The 16,186-nt window shown below is 69.1% G+C and carries 15 protein-coding genes and 2 pseudogenes; 8 read left to right on the forward strand and 9 right to left on the reverse strand.

Annotation, left to right across the window (positions count from 1 at the left end; genetic code table 11):
* Positions 1–63 precede the first annotated feature (63 nt).
* The 3 genes and pseudogenes from AB0472_RS09505 to AB0472_RS09515 all read left to right on the forward strand — a co-directional run.
* Positions 64–828, forward strand: a complete 765-nt coding sequence (locus tag AB0472_RS09505) for a helix-turn-helix domain-containing protein (protein ID WP_366354864.1) — start codon at positions 64–66, stop codon at positions 826–828.
* Between the two features lie 41 nt (positions 829–869).
* Entirely contained in the window at positions 870–1,424 is a 555-nt protein-coding gene (locus tag AB0472_RS09510) for a dihydrofolate reductase family protein (protein WP_366354866.1), read from the forward strand.
* A 32-nt stretch (positions 1,425–1,456) separates the two neighbouring features.
* Positions 1,457–1,798: pseudogene (locus AB0472_RS09515) on the forward strand (ATP-binding cassette domain-containing protein); the annotation flags it as partial.
* 234 nt (positions 1,799–2,032) lie between these two features.
* Here AB0472_RS09515 and AB0472_RS09520 read toward each other — a convergent pair.
* Entirely contained in the window at positions 2,033–4,066 is a 2,034-nt protein-coding gene (locus AB0472_RS09520) for a fibronectin type III domain-containing protein (RefSeq protein ID WP_366354868.1), read from the reverse strand.
* Positions 4,067–4,139: 73 nt separating this feature from the next.
* Here AB0472_RS09520 and AB0472_RS09525 point away from each other — a divergent pair.
* Positions 4,140–4,787, forward strand: a pseudogene (locus tag AB0472_RS09525) (NmrA family NAD(P)-binding protein); the annotation flags it as partial.
* 104 nt (positions 4,788–4,891) lie between these two features.
* Complete coding sequence (locus AB0472_RS09530; RefSeq protein ID WP_366354870.1) at positions 4,892–5,287, forward strand: hypothetical protein; 396 nt, start codon at positions 4,892–4,894, stop codon at positions 5,285–5,287.
* A 400-nt stretch (positions 5,288–5,687) separates the two neighbouring features.
* Here AB0472_RS09530 and AB0472_RS09535 read toward each other — a convergent pair whose 3' ends face one another.
* Genes AB0472_RS09535 through AB0472_RS09560 form a run of 6 tightly spaced genes read right to left on the reverse strand, consistent with a single transcriptional unit; the run spans position 5,688 to position 11,381 of the window.
* The gene (locus tag AB0472_RS09535) at positions 5,688–6,452 is read right to left on the reverse strand and encodes an ABC transporter ATP-binding protein (RefSeq protein WP_366354872.1); all 765 of its coding nucleotides are present in this window, start codon (positions 6,450–6,452) and stop codon (positions 5,688–5,690) included.
* On the reverse strand, positions 6,449–7,249 hold the full coding sequence (locus AB0472_RS09540; protein ID WP_366354874.1) for an ABC transporter ATP-binding protein: 801 nt from the start codon (positions 7,247–7,249) through the stop codon (positions 6,449–6,451). Before AB0472_RS09540 ends, AB0472_RS09535 begins: the two co-directional genes overlap by 4 nt.
* The gene (locus AB0472_RS09545; protein WP_366354876.1) at positions 7,246–8,115 is read right to left on the reverse strand and encodes an ABC transporter permease; all 870 of its coding nucleotides are present in this window, start codon (positions 8,113–8,115) and stop codon (positions 7,246–7,248) included. Before AB0472_RS09545 ends, AB0472_RS09540 begins: the two co-directional genes overlap by 4 nt.
* The gene (locus AB0472_RS09550) at positions 8,112–9,077 is read right to left on the reverse strand and encodes an ABC transporter permease (protein ID WP_366354878.1); all 966 of its coding nucleotides are present in this window, start codon (positions 9,075–9,077) and stop codon (positions 8,112–8,114) included. The genes AB0472_RS09545 and AB0472_RS09550 overlap by 4 nt, the downstream gene beginning before the upstream one ends.
* Positions 9,077–10,591, reverse strand: a complete 1,515-nt coding sequence (locus tag AB0472_RS09555) for an ABC transporter substrate-binding protein (RefSeq protein WP_366354879.1) — start codon at positions 10,589–10,591, stop codon at positions 9,077–9,079. The genes AB0472_RS09550 and AB0472_RS09555 overlap by 1 nt, the downstream gene beginning before the upstream one ends.
* Before the next feature lie 49 nt (positions 10,592–10,640).
* Positions 10,641–11,381 (reverse strand): DUF1684 domain-containing protein, encoded by a 741-nt coding sequence (locus tag AB0472_RS09560; RefSeq protein ID WP_366354881.1) that lies wholly within the window; start codon positions 11,379–11,381, stop codon positions 10,641–10,643.
* 428 nt (positions 11,382–11,809) lie between these two features.
* Here AB0472_RS09560 and AB0472_RS09565 point away from each other — a divergent pair, with 428 nt between their 5' ends.
* Positions 11,810–12,190, forward strand: coding sequence for a hypothetical protein (locus AB0472_RS09565; protein ID WP_366354883.1), 381 nt, complete (start codon positions 11,810–11,812; stop codon positions 12,188–12,190).
* Between the two features lie 290 nt (positions 12,191–12,480).
* Here the strand turns inward: AB0472_RS09565 and AB0472_RS09570 are convergent, their stop codons facing one another.
* Both AB0472_RS09570 and AB0472_RS09575 read right to left on the reverse strand, forming a co-directional pair.
* Entirely contained in the window at positions 12,481–13,050 is a 570-nt protein-coding gene (locus AB0472_RS09570) for a GNAT family N-acetyltransferase (RefSeq protein WP_366354884.1), read from the reverse strand.
* Positions 13,051–13,343: 293 nt separating this feature from the next.
* The gene (locus AB0472_RS09575; protein ID WP_366354886.1) at positions 13,344–13,469 is read right to left on the reverse strand and encodes a hypothetical protein; all 126 of its coding nucleotides are present in this window, start codon (positions 13,467–13,469) and stop codon (positions 13,344–13,346) included.
* 377 nt (positions 13,470–13,846) lie between these two features.
* On the opposite strand from AB0472_RS09575, the gene AB0472_RS09580 reads away from it, so the two are divergent.
* Both AB0472_RS09580 and AB0472_RS09585 read left to right on the forward strand, forming a co-directional pair.
* Complete coding sequence (locus tag AB0472_RS09580) at positions 13,847–14,875, forward strand: LacI family DNA-binding transcriptional regulator (RefSeq protein ID WP_366354888.1); 1,029 nt, start codon at positions 13,847–13,849, stop codon at positions 14,873–14,875.
* A gap of 141 nt (positions 14,876–15,016) precedes the next feature.
* Positions 15,017–16,177: an extracellular solute-binding protein gene (locus AB0472_RS09585; RefSeq protein ID WP_366355182.1), complete on the forward strand. Its 1,161-nt coding sequence runs from the start codon at positions 15,017–15,019 to the stop codon at positions 16,175–16,177.
* Positions 16,178–16,186 lie beyond the last annotated feature (9 nt).

The following is a 16,186-nucleotide window of genomic DNA, read 5'->3' on the forward strand; positions in this document are numbered from 1 at the left end:
CGGATGCGGTGCAGCCGTGCTCCTCCTCGCGCATCTCGCACGCGCTCTGGCCGTCCGGACGACGTGGCACACTGGCTGCTCGGCAGCGGTGAACGGGAGGTCATCCGGTTGGGTCTGGAGATCGAGAGCAGGCCGTCGGAGCTGCCGTACATCGAGCGGGTATGGCGCAGCCACAGCGACGAAGTGAGCCGGATGACGTCGGTCGCGGCATCGCACTGGGAGCTCGTCTTCTGGGAGCACCACGGCCAGGTCCAGGCGGCCGTACTGGGTCCAGAACCCAAGGCATGCCTGGCCCCCGTACCCGAGAACGCCACGTTCTTCGGCATCAGCTTCGCCCTCGGCACCTCGATGCCGCACGTCCCGATCAGCCGGCTCGTGGGCAGTAGCGCGGAAATACCCGACGTGACGCGGCGCTCCGTCTGGCTGAAGGGCTCCGCTTGGCATCCGCCCGATTACGACAACGCGGAGGCGTTCGTGCGGCGCATGGTGCGTGAGGGCGTCGTGGACTGCGACCCGATCGTCCCCGCCGTGCTCGCCGGCGCCACCCCCGATGTCTCGGAACGCACCCTCCAGCGCCGCTTCGTCGCGGCGACGGGCCTCACACGGGGCGCCATCCGGCAGATCCACCGCGCCCGCGAGGCGGCGGTACTGATCCAGGAAGGTGCGTCGGCCCAGGACGTCGCGCACCGGCTGGGCTACTTCGACCAGCCGCATCTGGCGCGGTCCTTGACCCGGTACATCGGCCGTACCGCCACTCGGCTGAGCTGTCCGGACAGGTCGGAGCCCCTGTCGCTTCTGTACAAGACCTCGGCCACGACGCCCGCGTAGTTTTCCTGACGTAGCCGACGGGAACTCATCACGGAGGAATCATGCGCAAGGTCGTTTCGGGCCTGTTCGTCTCGCTCGACGGCGTCGCCCAGTCGCCGAACGAGTGGCAGTTCGCTTTCGACGAGGAGATGGGCGCGGCCCTGGGGAAGACGCTGGAGACGGCCGACACGATTCTGCTGGGCCGGGTGACCTACACCGAGTGGGCCGGATACTGGCCTTCGGTGACCAGCGGCGAGGACGCGGGTTTCGCCAAGTGGATCAACGATTCGCCCAAGTACGTCGTCTCCTCCACCCTGGACAGCGTCGAGGACTGGGCGAACAGCGCGCTCGTCAACGGCGATCTGGCGGCCGCAATCGAGGAACTCAAGGCCGGAGAGGGCAAGGACATCACGGTCGCGGGGAGCCCGACGCTGGTACGTTCGCTGCTGGAGCAGGACCTCCTGGACGAACTGGTACTGCTGATCCACCCGGTAGTGGCCGGCGAGGGCCGCAAGAAGCTGTTCGCCGACGATGCCGCCCTCAGGAAACTGGAGCTGGTGAGCGCCCAGCCGACCAGCAGCGGAGTGATCATCGCGACCTACCGTCCGGCGCACTGAGCACTGCTCGGCGCGGGCTTGCCACAGCAGGGTTGGACCGGTCGCGCTGCCTGCGAGCCACGCCGGCGCCGGTGCCGTCCGTGCGGGACCTGAACGTCTCCCTCCCCGGCAAGGCCGGTCCGGTACGAGCCGTACGGGCCGTGAGCTTCGACGTCCACCCCAGGCACATGCTCGGCATCGTGGGCAAGTCGGGGTCAGGCAAGTCCGCGACGGCGATGGGCATCATGGGGCTGCTGCCCGGGTCCGCGAGCGTGTCGGGCCGGGTGCTGCTGGGCGGCCGTGACCTGGTCGGACCTGACGACCGACAGCTGTCCGCAGTCCGCGGCGACGACATCGGCATGGTCTTCCAGGATCCGCTGTCCGCGCTTGCCCCATGTTCCCCGTCGGCCGGCACCACCATCTCACCGGGCTGGGCCCATCCCTCGGAGGACCGCTGTCTCTTCTGCGGCTCCGGGCCGAGACACACATGCCGCAACGGCGGGCGGCCTCATCCTGACGAGACCGCCCGCTGCACCGGTCACCTGCGGCTCCGGTGAGGGTGTTGTCGGCTTGTTCCCGGGCGGAGGCAGAACGCTCCTCGGTCCGACGCCGGGTGTGCATCGCTCCTGTCAGGCCGGCTGCCAGGAGAGGATCGCCTGGTACTGCGACTCGATGCCGGCTGCCGCGATGATGCTCGACGGAACCTGGGCCGCTCCCGTGATGGCATGATTGTTCTGTATCAGGACTTTCTTGTTGTCGTAGTCGGACGGACCGTTCGGCCAGTAGTCGCCCTCGATGTCCGTGGGGTCGTACGTTCCGTCTTCCGCGGTGTAGTTGACGTGTTTGCTGCCCCACGGCGAGACGTTGATGTTCCACACCGCGTTGCCGAGGATCGACACGTAGGTGGCGCCGTTGTCGGTGTACAGGACATGGCCGCCGGAGGTGTTGAGCTGATCGTGGACGACGTTGCCGGTGACCTTCTCGCCGCTCGCCATCGAAGTGCCCGTGATGCCGTTGGTGTAGACGGCACCGCCGTCGCCGAGCAGTGACATGTGGTCATAGATCAGGTTGTTCGAGACCGTGTTGTCGTTCGAGTAGTTCGGCTGTGCGGGCAGGCTCACCTTGTCGGGCCAGCCGCCCCAGCCGATGGAGATCGCCGTGTAGGGCACGTGGTCGATCTGGTTGTGGGTGATGGTCGACGTCTCGATGTATCCGGCGTCGATGGCGACCCCGCCGTGGTATTCGGCGGCGGTGTCGTAGAAGTGGCTGTCTTTGACGGTTATCCCGCTGGTGTGCTGTAGCGAGTTGCTGGGCTGTGGGATGTCCACGCCGCCCAGGTCGAGGCCGTTGCCGGAGATGTCGGTGAACACGCATGCGGTGACGGTGTCGTTCTGCGAGCCGTTGCCGAGATCCAGTCCGGCCGCGCCGAGATGGACGAAGTAGTCGTGGTCGAAGTGGATGCTGCTGTCATAGGTGAACCGCACCGCGCCGGGCATCTTCGTCCAGTTGCCGTAGGGGCAGGTGCCGCCTGACACGAACGTGCACAGTCCCTGGGTGGCATAGCCCGTGCTCCCGGTGACCTGGTACGTCGCCTGGATCTCCGAGAAACCCGTGCCGGTGTTGGAGGTCGTGTAGTTCGCGTAGCTGAACTGGATGCCCTGGAAGCCGACGTGGCTGGGCTCGTCCGAGGACTTTCCGGAGGTCGCCATCAAGGTGTCCAGCGAGGGCGCCTCGACGTCCGCGGTGGCCAGGTTCTCCCCGGAGCGGGGAATGTAGTAGAACCGGTGCTCGGTCCTGTCCAGGTAGAACTCGCCCGGCTTGTCGAGGAGTTCGTAGGCGTTCTCCACCGCCGTCGGCGCCTCGGTGATCGACTTGCGGCCGACCAGGTTGTAGGTGCGGCCCGAGTCGTCGGTACGCATGACCCGCTGGGTGGAGTTGTTCCAGCAGGGCTGGGCCATGGTGATGGTGGTACTGGTGACCGAGGCGACCGGGCAGCGCGGCTCGGTCCACAGTCCGAGTCCGCCCCGGTAGACGAACTCCATCGCCGACGGATTGCGCCAGTCGGCCATCGGGTCACCGGACGCCGTGGTGTATCCGGTCGCCGTCTGCTTCACCGACACCGGCAGAGCGCCGGTCGCACGCTGGGCGCGCACACCGTCCACGTACAGTTGCCGGGTGTCCAGCCCTGCGGGGGCCGGGGCGGCCCAGATGCTGCTGCCCGCGCCGGTCCGCGCCCAACCGGTGATCTGGACACCGCCGCTGACGACCGGGGACTCTCCGGACGCCGCCTTCCACCAGACGGTACCGGCCGTACCGCCGCCGGAGTCCGCAGCGGTGAAAGTCAGCGTCTTGGCCAGCCTGTAGACGCCCCCGGCCAAGGTCACGGTGATCGGTCCGGACGTCGACCTGTCGATCGCGCGGACCGCCGTCTGCGCCTTGGTCAGCGTCCGGAAGGGAGCATCGGCACTGGTCCCCGGGTTGCTGTCACTGCCTCCGGGCGAGACGAAGTAGGTGACCGCACTCGACGCGCGTGCGGGCAGGGTGAGCGCCCCGACGGCCAGGAGCGTGCACAGAAAGGCCGCGACGATCCTGTAAGGCCCGATGAATAAGCGGAACGCATGGGCGGGTTGCGCGAAGCGCACCCGGTGTCTGCTTGTAAACATGCAGGCAAAGTAGAAGCATGATCTTGAGGCGTCAATGACGAGAGATGGAAACATCGGATCAATACTCGGGTGCGTCGACCTCATCGAAGGCGCGAGGGCCGCCAGAGTGCCGCAGTTCGTGCACACGTCCGTCACCGGCGCCGGCCAGCACACCGAGACTCCCGGCCGGGCCGGAGGCCGCTGGGCATTGATGGAACCCACCCTGGGCGCCAAGAGCGCGATCCAGGACCGGGTCCGCGCGGCCGGCTTCCCCGCCTGGTGAGCGTCCTGAACCCCGAGACCCAGCTGTCCCTGGTCGCGGTGGACGACATCGGCAGGGCAGCTGCCGCGGTCATCACCGCGCCGGAGCGATTCGCCGGGGTCGAAATGGAGTTGGCGAGCGACTACCCGTCGATGACGGAAATCGCCGAGGTCCTCTCACGTGCTCTGGGCACGCAACTGCCCGCGCAGGACATGACCGAGGAGGCAGGACATGACCGAGGAGGAAGCCCTCGCCACCGGAATGCCGGCGACGGGCGCCACCCACGAGTGGCTGAACGTGGCCGGCCAGCCGGGCCGCCCGCAGTACGCGACGGACCTCGGCATCCCAGTCACCGGCTTCGAGGAATGGACGCAGCAGCACATGCGGCCCACCGCCTGGTCCGTCACAGGTGGGCCGGGTCCGCTCCGGCTACGACGCCCCCCATCCTCACCCACGTTTCGATCCCCTTCGAAACGTTGATGGGAACAAGCCCCTTGGACTTACGGTGCTATCCGTCAGCACGAACGGACTGTCGTGGCACGCCTCGTCGCAGCAACGAACCAGGAAACCCAGGGGGACCATCCATGGCCACACGCACTCTGCGCAACGGGCTCCTCGCCGCGCTGGCCGCGGTCGGAATGCTCACCGTCACCGCCCAAGCCGCCTCGGCACAGCCCAGTTCCGGGACGACGGCCGCGGCGCCGCAGTCCGCCTCACTGGTCTACATGACCACACTCGTCAGCCAGTGGACGCACTGGACGCCCGACTGGCACGACTCCTCCCACGCAGGCACCCTCTACGCGGGCAGCAGCTACTTCTTCTGCTACACCTACGGCCTCACGTACTCGGACCTCGGCCGCCAGAGCTCGGTCTGGCTCAAGACGGACGACGACTTCGGCAACCACAACGTGTATGTGAGCGACGTCTACCTCAACGCCGAAGGATTCCGCAACGACATCCTGTGGCTCCCCAAGTGCTAGCCGGAGAGCCTCCCACGGACCCCGCCGCGTTTGCGTAGGAAGAACACGGATACGCCCACCTCCTCGCCGCTGGAGCTGTCCTCGCGGCGGCGTCGGCAACATCCCCGTGCGGCCGTCCGCTGACGGTGACAGCCACCTTCCGCGTGCTCGACCCTCATTCCTCTCCGCGTTCGCAGCCATGGGGCGACCCGGCATCGCGGGCCTGCTACGACATGGAGATCAGTCCAGGGCAAGCACCGCACCCCGCCCGTGCTCCGCCTCGCCGGACGCCGGACCGACGTCCTCATCATGCAAGGGACCCCAAATTCCCGCGTTCGAGTTCGAGCGGTTGTGGGCCGAAGCACGGCGGGCTCTCGGCGGTTCGGCCTGACTCGATGCCAGCCCTCGTCATCAGCCTGACTCAGGCGGGCAGCCGGGGCACGCTGTCGATCAGCCGCTGGGTGTACGGGTGCTCCGGTGCGCCCAGTACCCGGTCGGTGGCGCCCTGTTCGACCAGTCGGCCGCGTTCCAGCACCGCGGTGCGCTCGCACAGGGAGGCGACCACCGACAGGTCGTGGCTGACCATGACCAGGGTGAGGTCGCGCTCCTGCTTCAGTTCGGCGAGGAGGTCGACGACCTTCACCCGGGTCGTAAGATCGAGCGCGCTCACCGGTTCGTCGGCGAGCAGCACGCGCGGGTCGCAGACGATGGCGCGGGCGATGGCAATGCGCTGCCGCTGGCCGCCGGAGAACTCGTGCGGGTAGCGGTCGGCCGCGTCGGCGGGCAGTCCTACCCGCTCCAGGGCGGCGGCCACCTTCGGTGCCGCTGTCGTATGGCTGTCCAGGCCGAGGGAGCGCAGCGGTTCGGCGACGATGGCGGCCACGCGGCGGCGCGGGTCCAGGGAGGAGTACGGGTCCTGGAAGACGCACTGGACGCCCCGCCGGAAGCGGCGCAGCTGCCGCCGGTCGCGCGGGGCGAGGGGGTCGCCGTCGAAGCGGACCGTGCCGCGGGTGGGGCGGGCGAGGCCGAGCAGGAGGCGCAGCACGGTGGTCTTGCCGGCGCCGGACTCGCCGACCAGCGCCAGCGACTGTCCCGGTTCGACGGCGAGGGACACGCCCTGGACGACGTCGGTGCCGGCGCCGCGGTAGCGGACGGCCACGTCGTCGAGTTCGAGTACGGGGGTCATCGGGCGCTCCTCAGGTCCAGGGCGGCCTCCAGCTTGCGGGCTCCGGCGACGAGCGTCCTGGTGTACTCGGCGGACGGCGTGCCGATCACGTCGAGGACCGGCCCCTCCTCGACGGCCCGGCCGTCCTTGAGGACGAGGGCGCGGTCGGCGATCTTCGCGACGACGGCGAGGTCGTGGCTGACGAACAGCACGGCCATCCCGCGCTCGCGCACCAGGGTGTCGAGCAGGTCGAGCACCTCGGCCTGCACGGAGACGTCGAGGGCGGTGGTGGGTTCGTCGGCGATGAGCAGGTCGGGCTCGCAGGCGAGGGCCATGGCGAGGGCGACGCGCTGGCGCTGGCCGCCGGAGATCTCGTGCGGAAAGGCGCGGGCGATCCGGCCGGGTTCGGGCAGCCGGACCTGGTCAAGCGCCTCCCCCACGGCGGTCCGCAGCTGCCTGCCCTTGAAGCCGGTACGTCGGGCGAGCGGCTCGGCGATCTGCCGGCCCACCCGCATCAGTGGGTCGAGGGCGGTCAGCGGTTCCTGGAAGACCACGGCCGCCCGGCGTCCGCGGACCGCGGTGAGCTGTTTCTCGGTGGCGCCGACGACCTGTGTGCCGGCCAGTGCCACGCTCCCCTCGGCGCGCATCCCGTCGGGCAGTAGGCCCAGCAGGGCGAGGGTGGTCAGGGACTTGCCGGAGCCGGACTCGCCGATCAGGCCGAGCCGTTCGCCCGCGTCGATCCGGAAGGAGAGGTCGTCGACCAGGGTGCGGCCGTCGGCGGTGCGCACGGTCAGGCCGGCTACGTCGAGGAGGGTCATGACCGCCTCTGTCGGGTCGCCGGGTCGAGGGTGTCGCGCAGCCCGTCGGCGATCAGGTTGACGCCGACGACCAGCAGGACCAGCAGGATGCCGGGGGCCAGCGCGCCGGCCGGGGCGGTGGTGAAGGTGGCCTGGGCCTCCTGGAGCATGCGGCCCCAGGAGGCGTTGGGCGGCGGCGCGCCGAGACCGAGGTAGGACAGGCCGGCCTCGGCCAGCACGGCGAGGCCGAACTGGAGGGCGAGGTTGACCACGAGGGTGGGCCAGATGTTGGGCAGCACGTGCCCGGCGACGGTGCGGGGCCAGGAGGTGCCCGAGGTGCGGGCGGCGGTCACGTAGTCCTGCGCGAGGACCCGCTTGACCAGGATCCGCACCAGCCGGGCGACCACGGCGCTCTGGGCCAGGCCGATGGCGAGGACGGCGGAGCCGAGGGTGGCCGAGCGGGCGGCGACGACGAGCATCGCCAGCAGCAGTGTCGGGAAGGCGATCAGGATGTCGAGGAAGGCGGCGAGGGTGTCGTCGAGCCATCCTTGCGCGAACGCGGCGAGCACCCCGAGGGTGACGCCGAGCAGCGCGGCGATCAGCACCGAGCCGAGACCGGCCTCGACGGCGATCCGCGAGCCCGTCATCAGCTGGGTGAACAGGTCCCGGCCCAGCTTGTCGGTGCCGAGCAGGTGTCCGCCGCCGGGACCGGCGAGCCGGCCGCCGGAGGTGTCGTCGGTGGCGTACGGCAGCCAGACCAACGAGACGAGCGCGAGCAGCACGATCAGGCCGGTGAGGGTGCAGCCGGCGAGGAGGGTCGCCGAGCGGCGGCGGCCGCGGGCGGGCGCGGTGACCGGGGCCTTGTCCAGGACGTCGGTCGTGGTCATCGGGCGCCTCCCGACAGCCGGCCGCGCAGCCGCGGGTCGACGATCCGCTGCACGAGGTCGGCGACGAACCCGATCAGCAGGACAGCGAGCGTGGAGACGAACAGGACGCCCTGGATCACCGGGTAGTCGTGCTGGGCGATGCCGGTGGCGAGCAGGGAGCCCAGGCCGGGCAGGGCGTAGACGGACTCCACGACGACCGCGCCGAGCAGGGTGGAGGCGAGTTCGATGCCGAGTACGGAGATCACCGGTACGGAGGCGTTGCGCAGCCCGTGCCGCCACATGGCCGCCGGGAAGGACGCGCCGAGGGCGCGGGCGGTGCGCAGGTGGTCGCTGCCGAGGACGTCGAGGGTGGCCGAGCGGACGTAGCGGATCAGGGAGGCGCTCATCACCAGGGCGATGGTCACGACCGGCAGGACCAGGGAGCGGACGGCGTCGGCGGGCGCGGCCCAGCCGTCCTGCGGGAAGCCACCGGAGGGCAGCCAGCCCGCGTTCAGTGCGAACACCGCGATGAGGATCATGCCGAGCCAGAACACCGGTACTGCCATGCCCAGCTGGGAGACCCCGCTGAGCAGGGCGCCGTACCAGGTGTGCCGTTTGTGGGCGGCGACGAAGCCGACGGGCACGGCGACGAGGACGGCCAGCACGAACGCGGCCAGCGTCAGGGGGACGGTGACGTTCAGGCGGGCGGTCACCTCGGGGCCGACCGGCAGCGAGCTGACGAAGGAGGTGCCCAGGTCGCCGCTCGCCAGCTGCCCGAGCCAGTGGGTGAACTGCTCGGGCAGCGGCCGGTCGGAGCCGATCGAGTGGCGGGCCGCGGCGATCTGCTCCGGGCTGGCGCCCACCGCGGTGAGCGCGTTGGCCGGGTCGCCGGGCAGCAGGCGCAGTAGAACGAAGAGCACCACGCTCGCCATCACCAGCGACACCACCAGGAAGGCGAGGCGTCTGAGGAGGTAGCGCCCCATCAGTCCTTCTTCTTGATGTCGAAGGCGTAGAACTGGGAGTTCAGGCCGTTGAGCGGGTAGCCGGAGAGCTTGGTGCTCGCGACCACGATCTGCGGGTACAGGTACAGCCAGTCACTGGCCGCGTCCTCGGCGGTCTGACGGTTGACCTTCTTCAGCAGGTCGGTCTGCTGCGCGGTCGTGGTGGCCTCCTCGGCCTGCGCGACCCACTTCGTGACCTGCTTGTTGTCGTAGCCCCAGTAGAAGTCGGGGTTGCCGTACCAGACCAGGTCGCGGTCGTTGACGTGCTCCTGGAGCGTCGCCGTGAAGTCGTGGTTCTTGTAGACCTTGGTGTACCACTCGTCGGGCGTGATCGTGTTGATCTTGACGTCGATGCCGACCTTGGCCAGCTGCGCCTTGATGAAGGTCGCGGCCGTGGGGTGCGGGTCGTAGTTGGGGGTGTCCAGGGTGAAGGAGAAGCCCTTGGCGTAACCGGCCTCGGCGAGCAGCTGCTTGGCCTTGGTGACGTCGTAGGCGTTGACCTTGGTGAGGTCCTCGTACCAGGGGTCGGTGGGCGGCACCATCGAGCCGATGAGCTTGCCGTAGCCGCCCCAGACCGACTCCAGGAGCTTCTTGTCGTCGATGGCGGCGGAGACGGCCTGGCGCACCTTGACGTCGGTGAAGGGCTTGGCCTTGTCGTTGAAGGCGAGCAGCAGCTTGGTGGTGGAGTTGCCGTCGTTGACCTTGTAGTTCTGGTTGCTCTTGAACTGGTCCAGGGCGTCCGGGGACTGTTCGCTGGTGACCACGTCGACGGCGTTGGTCAGCAGGGCGTTGTTGAGGGCGGTGGCGTCCTTGAAGTAGTGGAAGACGACCTGCTTGTTGGCGGCCTTGTCGCCCCAGTAGCCGGCGAACCGGTCCAGGCTGAGCGCCGAGCCGCGCGTCCACTTGCCGAGGGTGTACGGGCCGGTGCCGTCCTCGCTGGTCTTCAGGTTCTTCGCCTGGGAGTTGATGATCCAGACGTAGGAGAGGTTGTAGACGAAGGAGATCGACCGCTGGGACAGCGTGACCTTGACGGTGTGCGCGTCGGGGGTGGCGATGTCCTTGACGACCTCGAGGTTGCTCTTGCGGGCGGACTGCGAGTCGTCCGCGAGGACCTTCTGGAGGCTGTACTTGACGTCGGCGCTGGTGAGTTCCTTGCCGCTGTGGAACTTCACGCCGCTGCGCAGGGTGAAGGTGTAGGTGAGGCCGTCGGCGCTGGTCGTGTAGTCCTTCGCGAGGAGCTTGTCGACCTTGCCGTCGTCGGTGAGACGGAAGAGTCCTTCGTAGACGTTGCCGTTGAGGGCCTCGGTGACGCCCTGGCCGCCGCCCGCGGTGTTGTCGAGGTTCTGCGGCTCGTACAGGGAGCCGATGTTGACGGTGGCGTCCTTGTCCCAGGTGCCGCCGGAGGCGCTGGTCGCGGAGCCGCCGCAGGCGGTGAGGGCGAGCGCGAGGGTGGCGGTGGTCGCGGCGGCGTACAGGGCGGGCTTGTTCAGTCTCATGGCGTGCGTGCGCTTTCGTGCTGCGGTACGGGGAGGGGGCGTCGGGCGATCAGTGCTGTGCGGCGAAGCCGTCGCGGAAGACGGGGCGCTTCTCACCGGCCTCGACGGGCAGGTGGAAGCGGTTCTGCCGCGGCGGCATCGGACAGTTGTACTGATCGGAGAAGCCGCAGGGCGGCACGAAGGCCCGGTTGAAGTCGAGGACCACCCGGCTTTCGTCGGCGGTGCGCTCCACGAACAGGAAGCGGCCGGCGCCGTAGGTGGTGTCCCCGTTGGTCGGGTCGCCGAAGACGAGCAGCAGGGTGCCGTCGTCGTCGAAGGCGCTGAGGGTGTACTCGCGGCCGTCGACGGTGAGCGTGATGTCGCCGGGGACGACGAGGTCGCGGCTGCCGCCGTTGTCCCGGATGTGTTCGAAGGCGATCCGGCGGGCGCCCGGGACCGGGGTGTAGGCGGCTTCCAGGACCCAGGCGGGGTCGTACGGGAAGGTGTCGACGCCTTCGAAGTGGCGGATGGCGGGCGCGTCGGCGTCCCAGAAGCGCAGGCCGTGCTCGGGCTCGCCGGTGACGAGGTCGGTGCGGCTCAGCGTGGTGACCGTCACAGTGTCGGGCTGCCCGGCCCGGGCGGCGTCGGCGTCGGCCTCCTCCCCCGCCGGGAGCCAGCGGGTCTCGACGAGGGCGAGGTTGCCGGTCGGCGAGGTGAGCGCACGACGGCGCCCGGCACGCCAGGCGTCCCAGTCCTGTCGCGGGTCGACGGGGGCCGGGGAGGCGAAGGAGACGGACACGTCGGTACTCATTCGGCTAGCTGGGGTGGACCGCCACGGAAAGTCACAACGTGGCCAAAGCAAGTACTTTATCCGCCATAAGATCGCCTAATGTCAAAACCCGTCTCGGTCATTGAGACGGCTGATGGACGACGTCACGGCCGTTCGCGCCATGGCCACGGCGGTCCGGGTGGACGCCATTCGAGTCGCATGCTCGCAGTCGACGAGATGTCGTTACTATTGGTAATCATCCGGCTTCGAGGATCCGGTCCCACAGCAAGGAGATCCGTGACGCCCGAGCCCGCGCGCTCGCACTCCCGCCGGACGTTCCTCTCCACGTCGGTCGCGGCCATGCCGACGCGGCGACCAGGGCCGCGACCGGGGCCGTCGGCATGCGGGCCCGGGAGAGCCCGGCCAAGCCGGTCCCGGCGAGCGAGAGACAGAGCATCCGGCCCTTTCGCGTGCACGTTCCGGAGCAGGACCTGGCCGAGCTGCGCCGCCGGATACGGGCGACCCGCCGGCCCGGCCGCCGGACGGTCCACGACCAGTCCCAGCGCGTCCAGTCGGCGACGCGTGCGGGCGGAGCCACCGCGGCGACGCTCGGGGCATGGCTGGTCTTCGAGAACGAGGCCGCCGTCTCGATGGCCGCACTGGTGTGCTTCAAGTCCGGCGAACGGAGCCGGGTGATCCACCGTCCTGGTGTCCAGGGCCGTCACCGAGGTGCCCACCGTGGCTTCACCTCGCAGGACCACCGCGATCTACTCGTGCGGGCTCACCTTCAGCTCGGCGGTCCCATCGTGGTGGTCTGGGACCATCTGAATGTTCATCGCCGCGGTCGATGACGTGCATACGCGGCGGAGCACGGCTTGCTCACCATCGTCCAGCTGCCAGTTGTGCGCCCGGCCGCAACCCGGTCGACGAACACCAGACGATGCTTCGGACCGGCACCGGCCTCGCGACGGCGACCCGCCGCGCCGTTCCCGCAGCGCAGAATCCTGCTGCGCCTCCCCTGCCGGGGCGAGCTCAGCGACGTGTTCGGCAGGATGCCGCCGGGATATGCCCGACAGGGCACGGTGAGACGAGGCCGCGCAGGCTGATGACTTCACATCCAGGGCCCCGCGCCCCACAGCGCCTACGCCTGCCGCCGCTCCCACTGCTCCTTCGTGATCTCGTACCGCACACCCCCGTGTTCGGAACCCTCGACCGTCATCATGTCGTCCGGCGTGGGGATGCTCTCCACGAGCGTCATCCCGAGCTTCTCCATGACGTTGCGCGAAGGGCGGTTCACGGTCATCGTCTCGGCCCAGACCATACGGATGCCGAGCTCGGCGAACCCCTTCGCCAGCAGCGCCTGCGAGACCTCCGTGGCGTAGCCCCGTCCCCAGGCCGCCTGGCGCAGGCGGTAGCCGAGCTCGGCCTCCTCACGCGGGCCGCTGCGCAGCGGACGCAGGCAGAACCAGCCGACGAACGCGCCGCCGTCCTTCTCGTGCGCGGCGAACAGGCCGAGGTCGTGATCCCAACGCTCGTAGCCGGCGAGGATGCCGGGGATGGCGAGGTCGCGGACCTCCTCCGGCGGGGTCGGAGCGCCGCCGGTCAGGTAGCGCATCACCGCCGGGTCGCTGTCCAGCTCGATCAGCAGGTCCGCGTCGGTGGCCGCGAAAGGGCGCAGGATCAGGCGCTCGGACTCCAGGTAGGTGGTCACGGGAGGATCATGGCCGAGACGGGTCGGACGGTCCAGGGAGTTTTCGAGCCGCCTCCGTCACCGGGCGGGGTGCTGGAGGAGCAGCATGGCACGGCCGCCTGCACGGTCACCGCCGAGGACCCGACCTCTGTCGCTCCCCAAGTCGTAAGTCCTACAGCGCTTGAGCTCGACTCGGTCGGGGGTCTCGGTGTCGGCGGGTCAACTACGCAGGGTTCGGCAGGACTTCGGCGAGGAGTCTCGCGCCGGCCGAGGTAGTTCTGGAAGGCAGTCGGCTGGCTGGGTGCGGGGCTTCCTCAGCCGGTGACAGTCCGGCCGAGGCGCTCGATGGTGACGGCGATGGCCGTCACCACGTGCTGAGCATCATGGTGACAGTTCTGCATCATGATCTGCCGCACGGCCTGAACGCGAGGGCCGGTCATGCGGTCCGCTCCGTACCGGCAGAGCTGTTCCACGAGCCGGACGGCGTCGTTTCCGGTGGCAAGGATCCTGGTCGTGGGCTCGGTGGGGTTCCTCCCAAGAAGGATCGCTTCGTCGAACCGGTTCGCGGGTACCTAGCAGTGGGAAAAGCCTTGCGGCAACACATCTGGAGCCGGCGGGACCATGGACAACTCGGGTTGCAGCACTGCTTCGAGAAGTTTCGGCGCAGGCATTGACAGCCCTCCGAGTCGTTCCTACCTTCGCTTCACCGAACCGGTTCGACAATCAGTGCTCGATGAGTTTCACCGCAGTACCCTCTCCCATCAGCCTCTGCGGCCGGACGGTCCGGGGCGTGAATCGGTTCGAGTAAGGAGCCGCTGTGAACATCGGTGAGATCGCCCGGCGAGCCGGTGTCTCGCGCTCCACCGTCTCGTACGCGCTGAGCGGCAAGCGTCCCGTGTCGGACGGTACGCGCCGCAGGATCCAGGAGGTCATCGACGAACTGGGTTACCGTCCGAACGCCAGCGCACGGGCCCTGGCGAACGGCCGGACCAGCACGATCGGCCTGGTGTTTCCGCCGGCCGGAAACCACTACACGGGCATGCAGCTGGACTTCATCGGCAGTGTGGTGGAGGCGGCCGCGGTCTACGACTACGACGTGCTGCTGTCCCCGAGCGGCGCGAACAGTGACCGCTCTTTCCAGCGGCTGCTGGGAGAGCGACGCGTCGACGGCGCGATCCTGATGGAGATCAGGCTCGAGGACGACCGGATCGATCACCTGGCCGCCCTGGACCTTCCCTACATCGCCATCGGCCGCACCGCTCATCCGGACGGCGGCTGGTGGGTCGGCCTGGACCACACCGCGCTGGCGGCGGCCTGCGTCCATCACCTCGCGGACCTCGGTCACCGCCGGATCGCCCTGGTCAACCGGCCCAATCAGCTGCTGCGGGCCGGGTACGAGTCCGCGCACCGGGGCCTGGACGGCTTCACCAAAGCCGCCGCCGAGCGCGGGCTGACCGTACGCACCTACTGCTGCGGAGACGACGCCGCCTCCGGCCAGGCCTGCCTGGAGCAGATCCTGCGCGACGACCCTGCCACCACCGCCCTGGTCACCCTGAACGAGGCCGCGCTGGGCGGTCTGTACCGGGGGCTCGCCCGGGCGGGCCGCCATGTGCCGCGCGACTTCTCCGTCACCGGGATCGTCGCCGCCCGTTGGGCGGAGACCGTCACCCCGCAGCTCACCGCGGCCGACGTGCCGGCGGAGGAGATGGGCCGACTCGCCGTCGACCTGCTGGTGGAGCGGCTCGACCATCCCGAGGCGCCGCCTCGCCACCACCTCCTCGTCCCGCCGATCTCGCTGCGGGCCAGCACCGGCCCGGTCACCAGTACACCGTCCGCCGACGCCTGACCCCGTTCGCCCGCTCGCCTCTTCCCTGCCGGCCCCACGCATCCCGAGCACCCGATACCTGACCGTCGGCATTCGGCATGTCCGCTTCCCGCTGTCTCCCCAGCAACGGCACACGTGTGCCCGAACATCAAGGAATGGGCGCTGAACAGATCTGCCAGACGCCGTCTCACCGCCGCAGCGCTGACCGCCGTCGCCGTGACCACCAGTGCGTCCGCTTGCTCCTCGGGGTCGGGCGGCACCGGCACCAACGGCGCCGACGGCGGCTCGTACGCCATCTGGGATCCCTATCCGCAGTTCGACAGGACGTCGGCCTGGGCGAAGCTGCTGGACGGTTGCGGCACCGAAGCCGGGGTGAAGGTCAAGCGGACCGCGTTCGACACCAGCGACCTGGGCAACAAGACACTGCTCGCTGCTCAGCAGGGCAACTCACCGGACGTCCTCATCGTCGACAACCCCGTGGTGTCGACGCTGGCCGAGGCAGGGGTGCTCACCTCCACCGGCGACAACAAGCTGGACACCTCGAAGGTCGACCCCAACCTCCTTGCCGCCGGACAGTCCGACGGCAAGGTCTATGGCACACCGATCGGCGCGAACACCCTCGCCCTCTACTACAACAAGAAGGTCCTCAAGGCGGCGGGTGTGGACATCGCCTCCGTCAAGGACTGGACCTCACTGACGGCGGCGCTGGCGAAGGTCAAGCAGGCCGGCAAGAAGGGCATCACCTTCTCGGCGATCGGCACCGAGGAGGGCAGCTTCCAGTTCCTGCCCTGGTTCTGGGGTGCCGATGCCAAGCTGACCCAACTCGACTCCCCTCAGGCCGTCTCCGCTCTCTCCCTGTGGAAGAACTGGCTGGACAAGGGCTACGCGCCCAACTCCGTGCTCAACAACACCCAGACCACCAGCTGGCAGGAGTTCGCGAGCGGCGACTTCGCGTTCAGCGAGAACGGCACCTGGCAGCTCGCCAACGCCGACAAGGCCGGCTTCGACTACGGCGTCCTGCCCATCCCGGCCGCCGCAGGAGGCAACGCCGCGGCTCCTACAGGCGGCGAGCTCGTCACCATCCCCGTCCAGAAGGACACCGGTCGCTACGCCACCGCGCAAAAGCTCGTGTCCTGCCTGAGCAACAGCCAGAACCTGCTCCACACCGACACGACCCTGTCCTACGTGGCCCCCACCAGCGACGACCTGGGCACCAAGTACCCCAAGATCTCCGAGCAGATGTGGAAGGCGGTCCAGTCCGCCCTCAGCGGCTCCACCTCGCCCAAGGACGCGCTGACTTCGGCCCAGTCCGCGGCCAAGTGACGTGAGTTC

Source organism: Streptomyces sp. NPDC086777 (assembly GCF_040702065.1).
Lineage (GTDB): Bacteria > Actinomycetota > Actinomycetes > Streptomycetales > Streptomycetaceae > Streptomyces.

Bases quoted from the DNA above. Each gene is read 5' to 3' on its own strand.
- AB0472_RS09535 (WP_366354872.1), bottom strand. From the start codon at position 6,452: ATGACCCCCGTACTCGAACTCGACGACGTGGCCGTCCGCTACCGCGGC.
- AB0472_RS09555 (WP_366354879.1), bottom strand. From the start codon at position 10,591: ATGAGACTGAACAAGCCCGCCCTGTACGCCGCCGCGACCACCGCCACC.
- AB0472_RS09560 (WP_366354881.1), bottom strand. From the start codon at position 11,381: ATGAGTACCGACGTGTCCGTCTCCTTCGCCTCCCCGGCCCCCGTCGAC.
- AB0472_RS09545 (WP_366354876.1), bottom strand. From the start codon at position 8,115: ATGACCACGACCGACGTCCTGGACAAGGCCCCGGTCACCGCGCCCGCC.
- AB0472_RS09510 (WP_366354866.1), top strand. From the start codon at position 870: ATGCGCAAGGTCGTTTCGGGCCTGTTCGTCTCGCTCGACGGCGTCGCC.
- AB0472_RS09540 (WP_366354874.1), bottom strand. From the start codon at position 7,249: ATGACCCTCCTCGACGTAGCCGGCCTGACCGTGCGCACCGCCGACGGC.
- AB0472_RS09575 (WP_366354886.1), bottom strand. From the start codon at position 13,469: ATGACCGGCCCTCGCGTTCAGGCCGTGCGGCAGATCATGATGCAGAAC.
- AB0472_RS09520 (WP_366354868.1), bottom strand. From the start codon at position 4,066: ATGTTTACAAGCAGACACCGGGTGCGCTTCGCGCAACCCGCCCATGCG.
- AB0472_RS09550 (WP_366354878.1), bottom strand. From the start codon at position 9,077: ATGGGGCGCTACCTCCTCAGACGCCTCGCCTTCCTGGTGGTGTCGCTG.
- AB0472_RS09530 (WP_366354870.1), top strand. From the start codon at position 4,892: ATGGCCACACGCACTCTGCGCAACGGGCTCCTCGCCGCGCTGGCCGCG.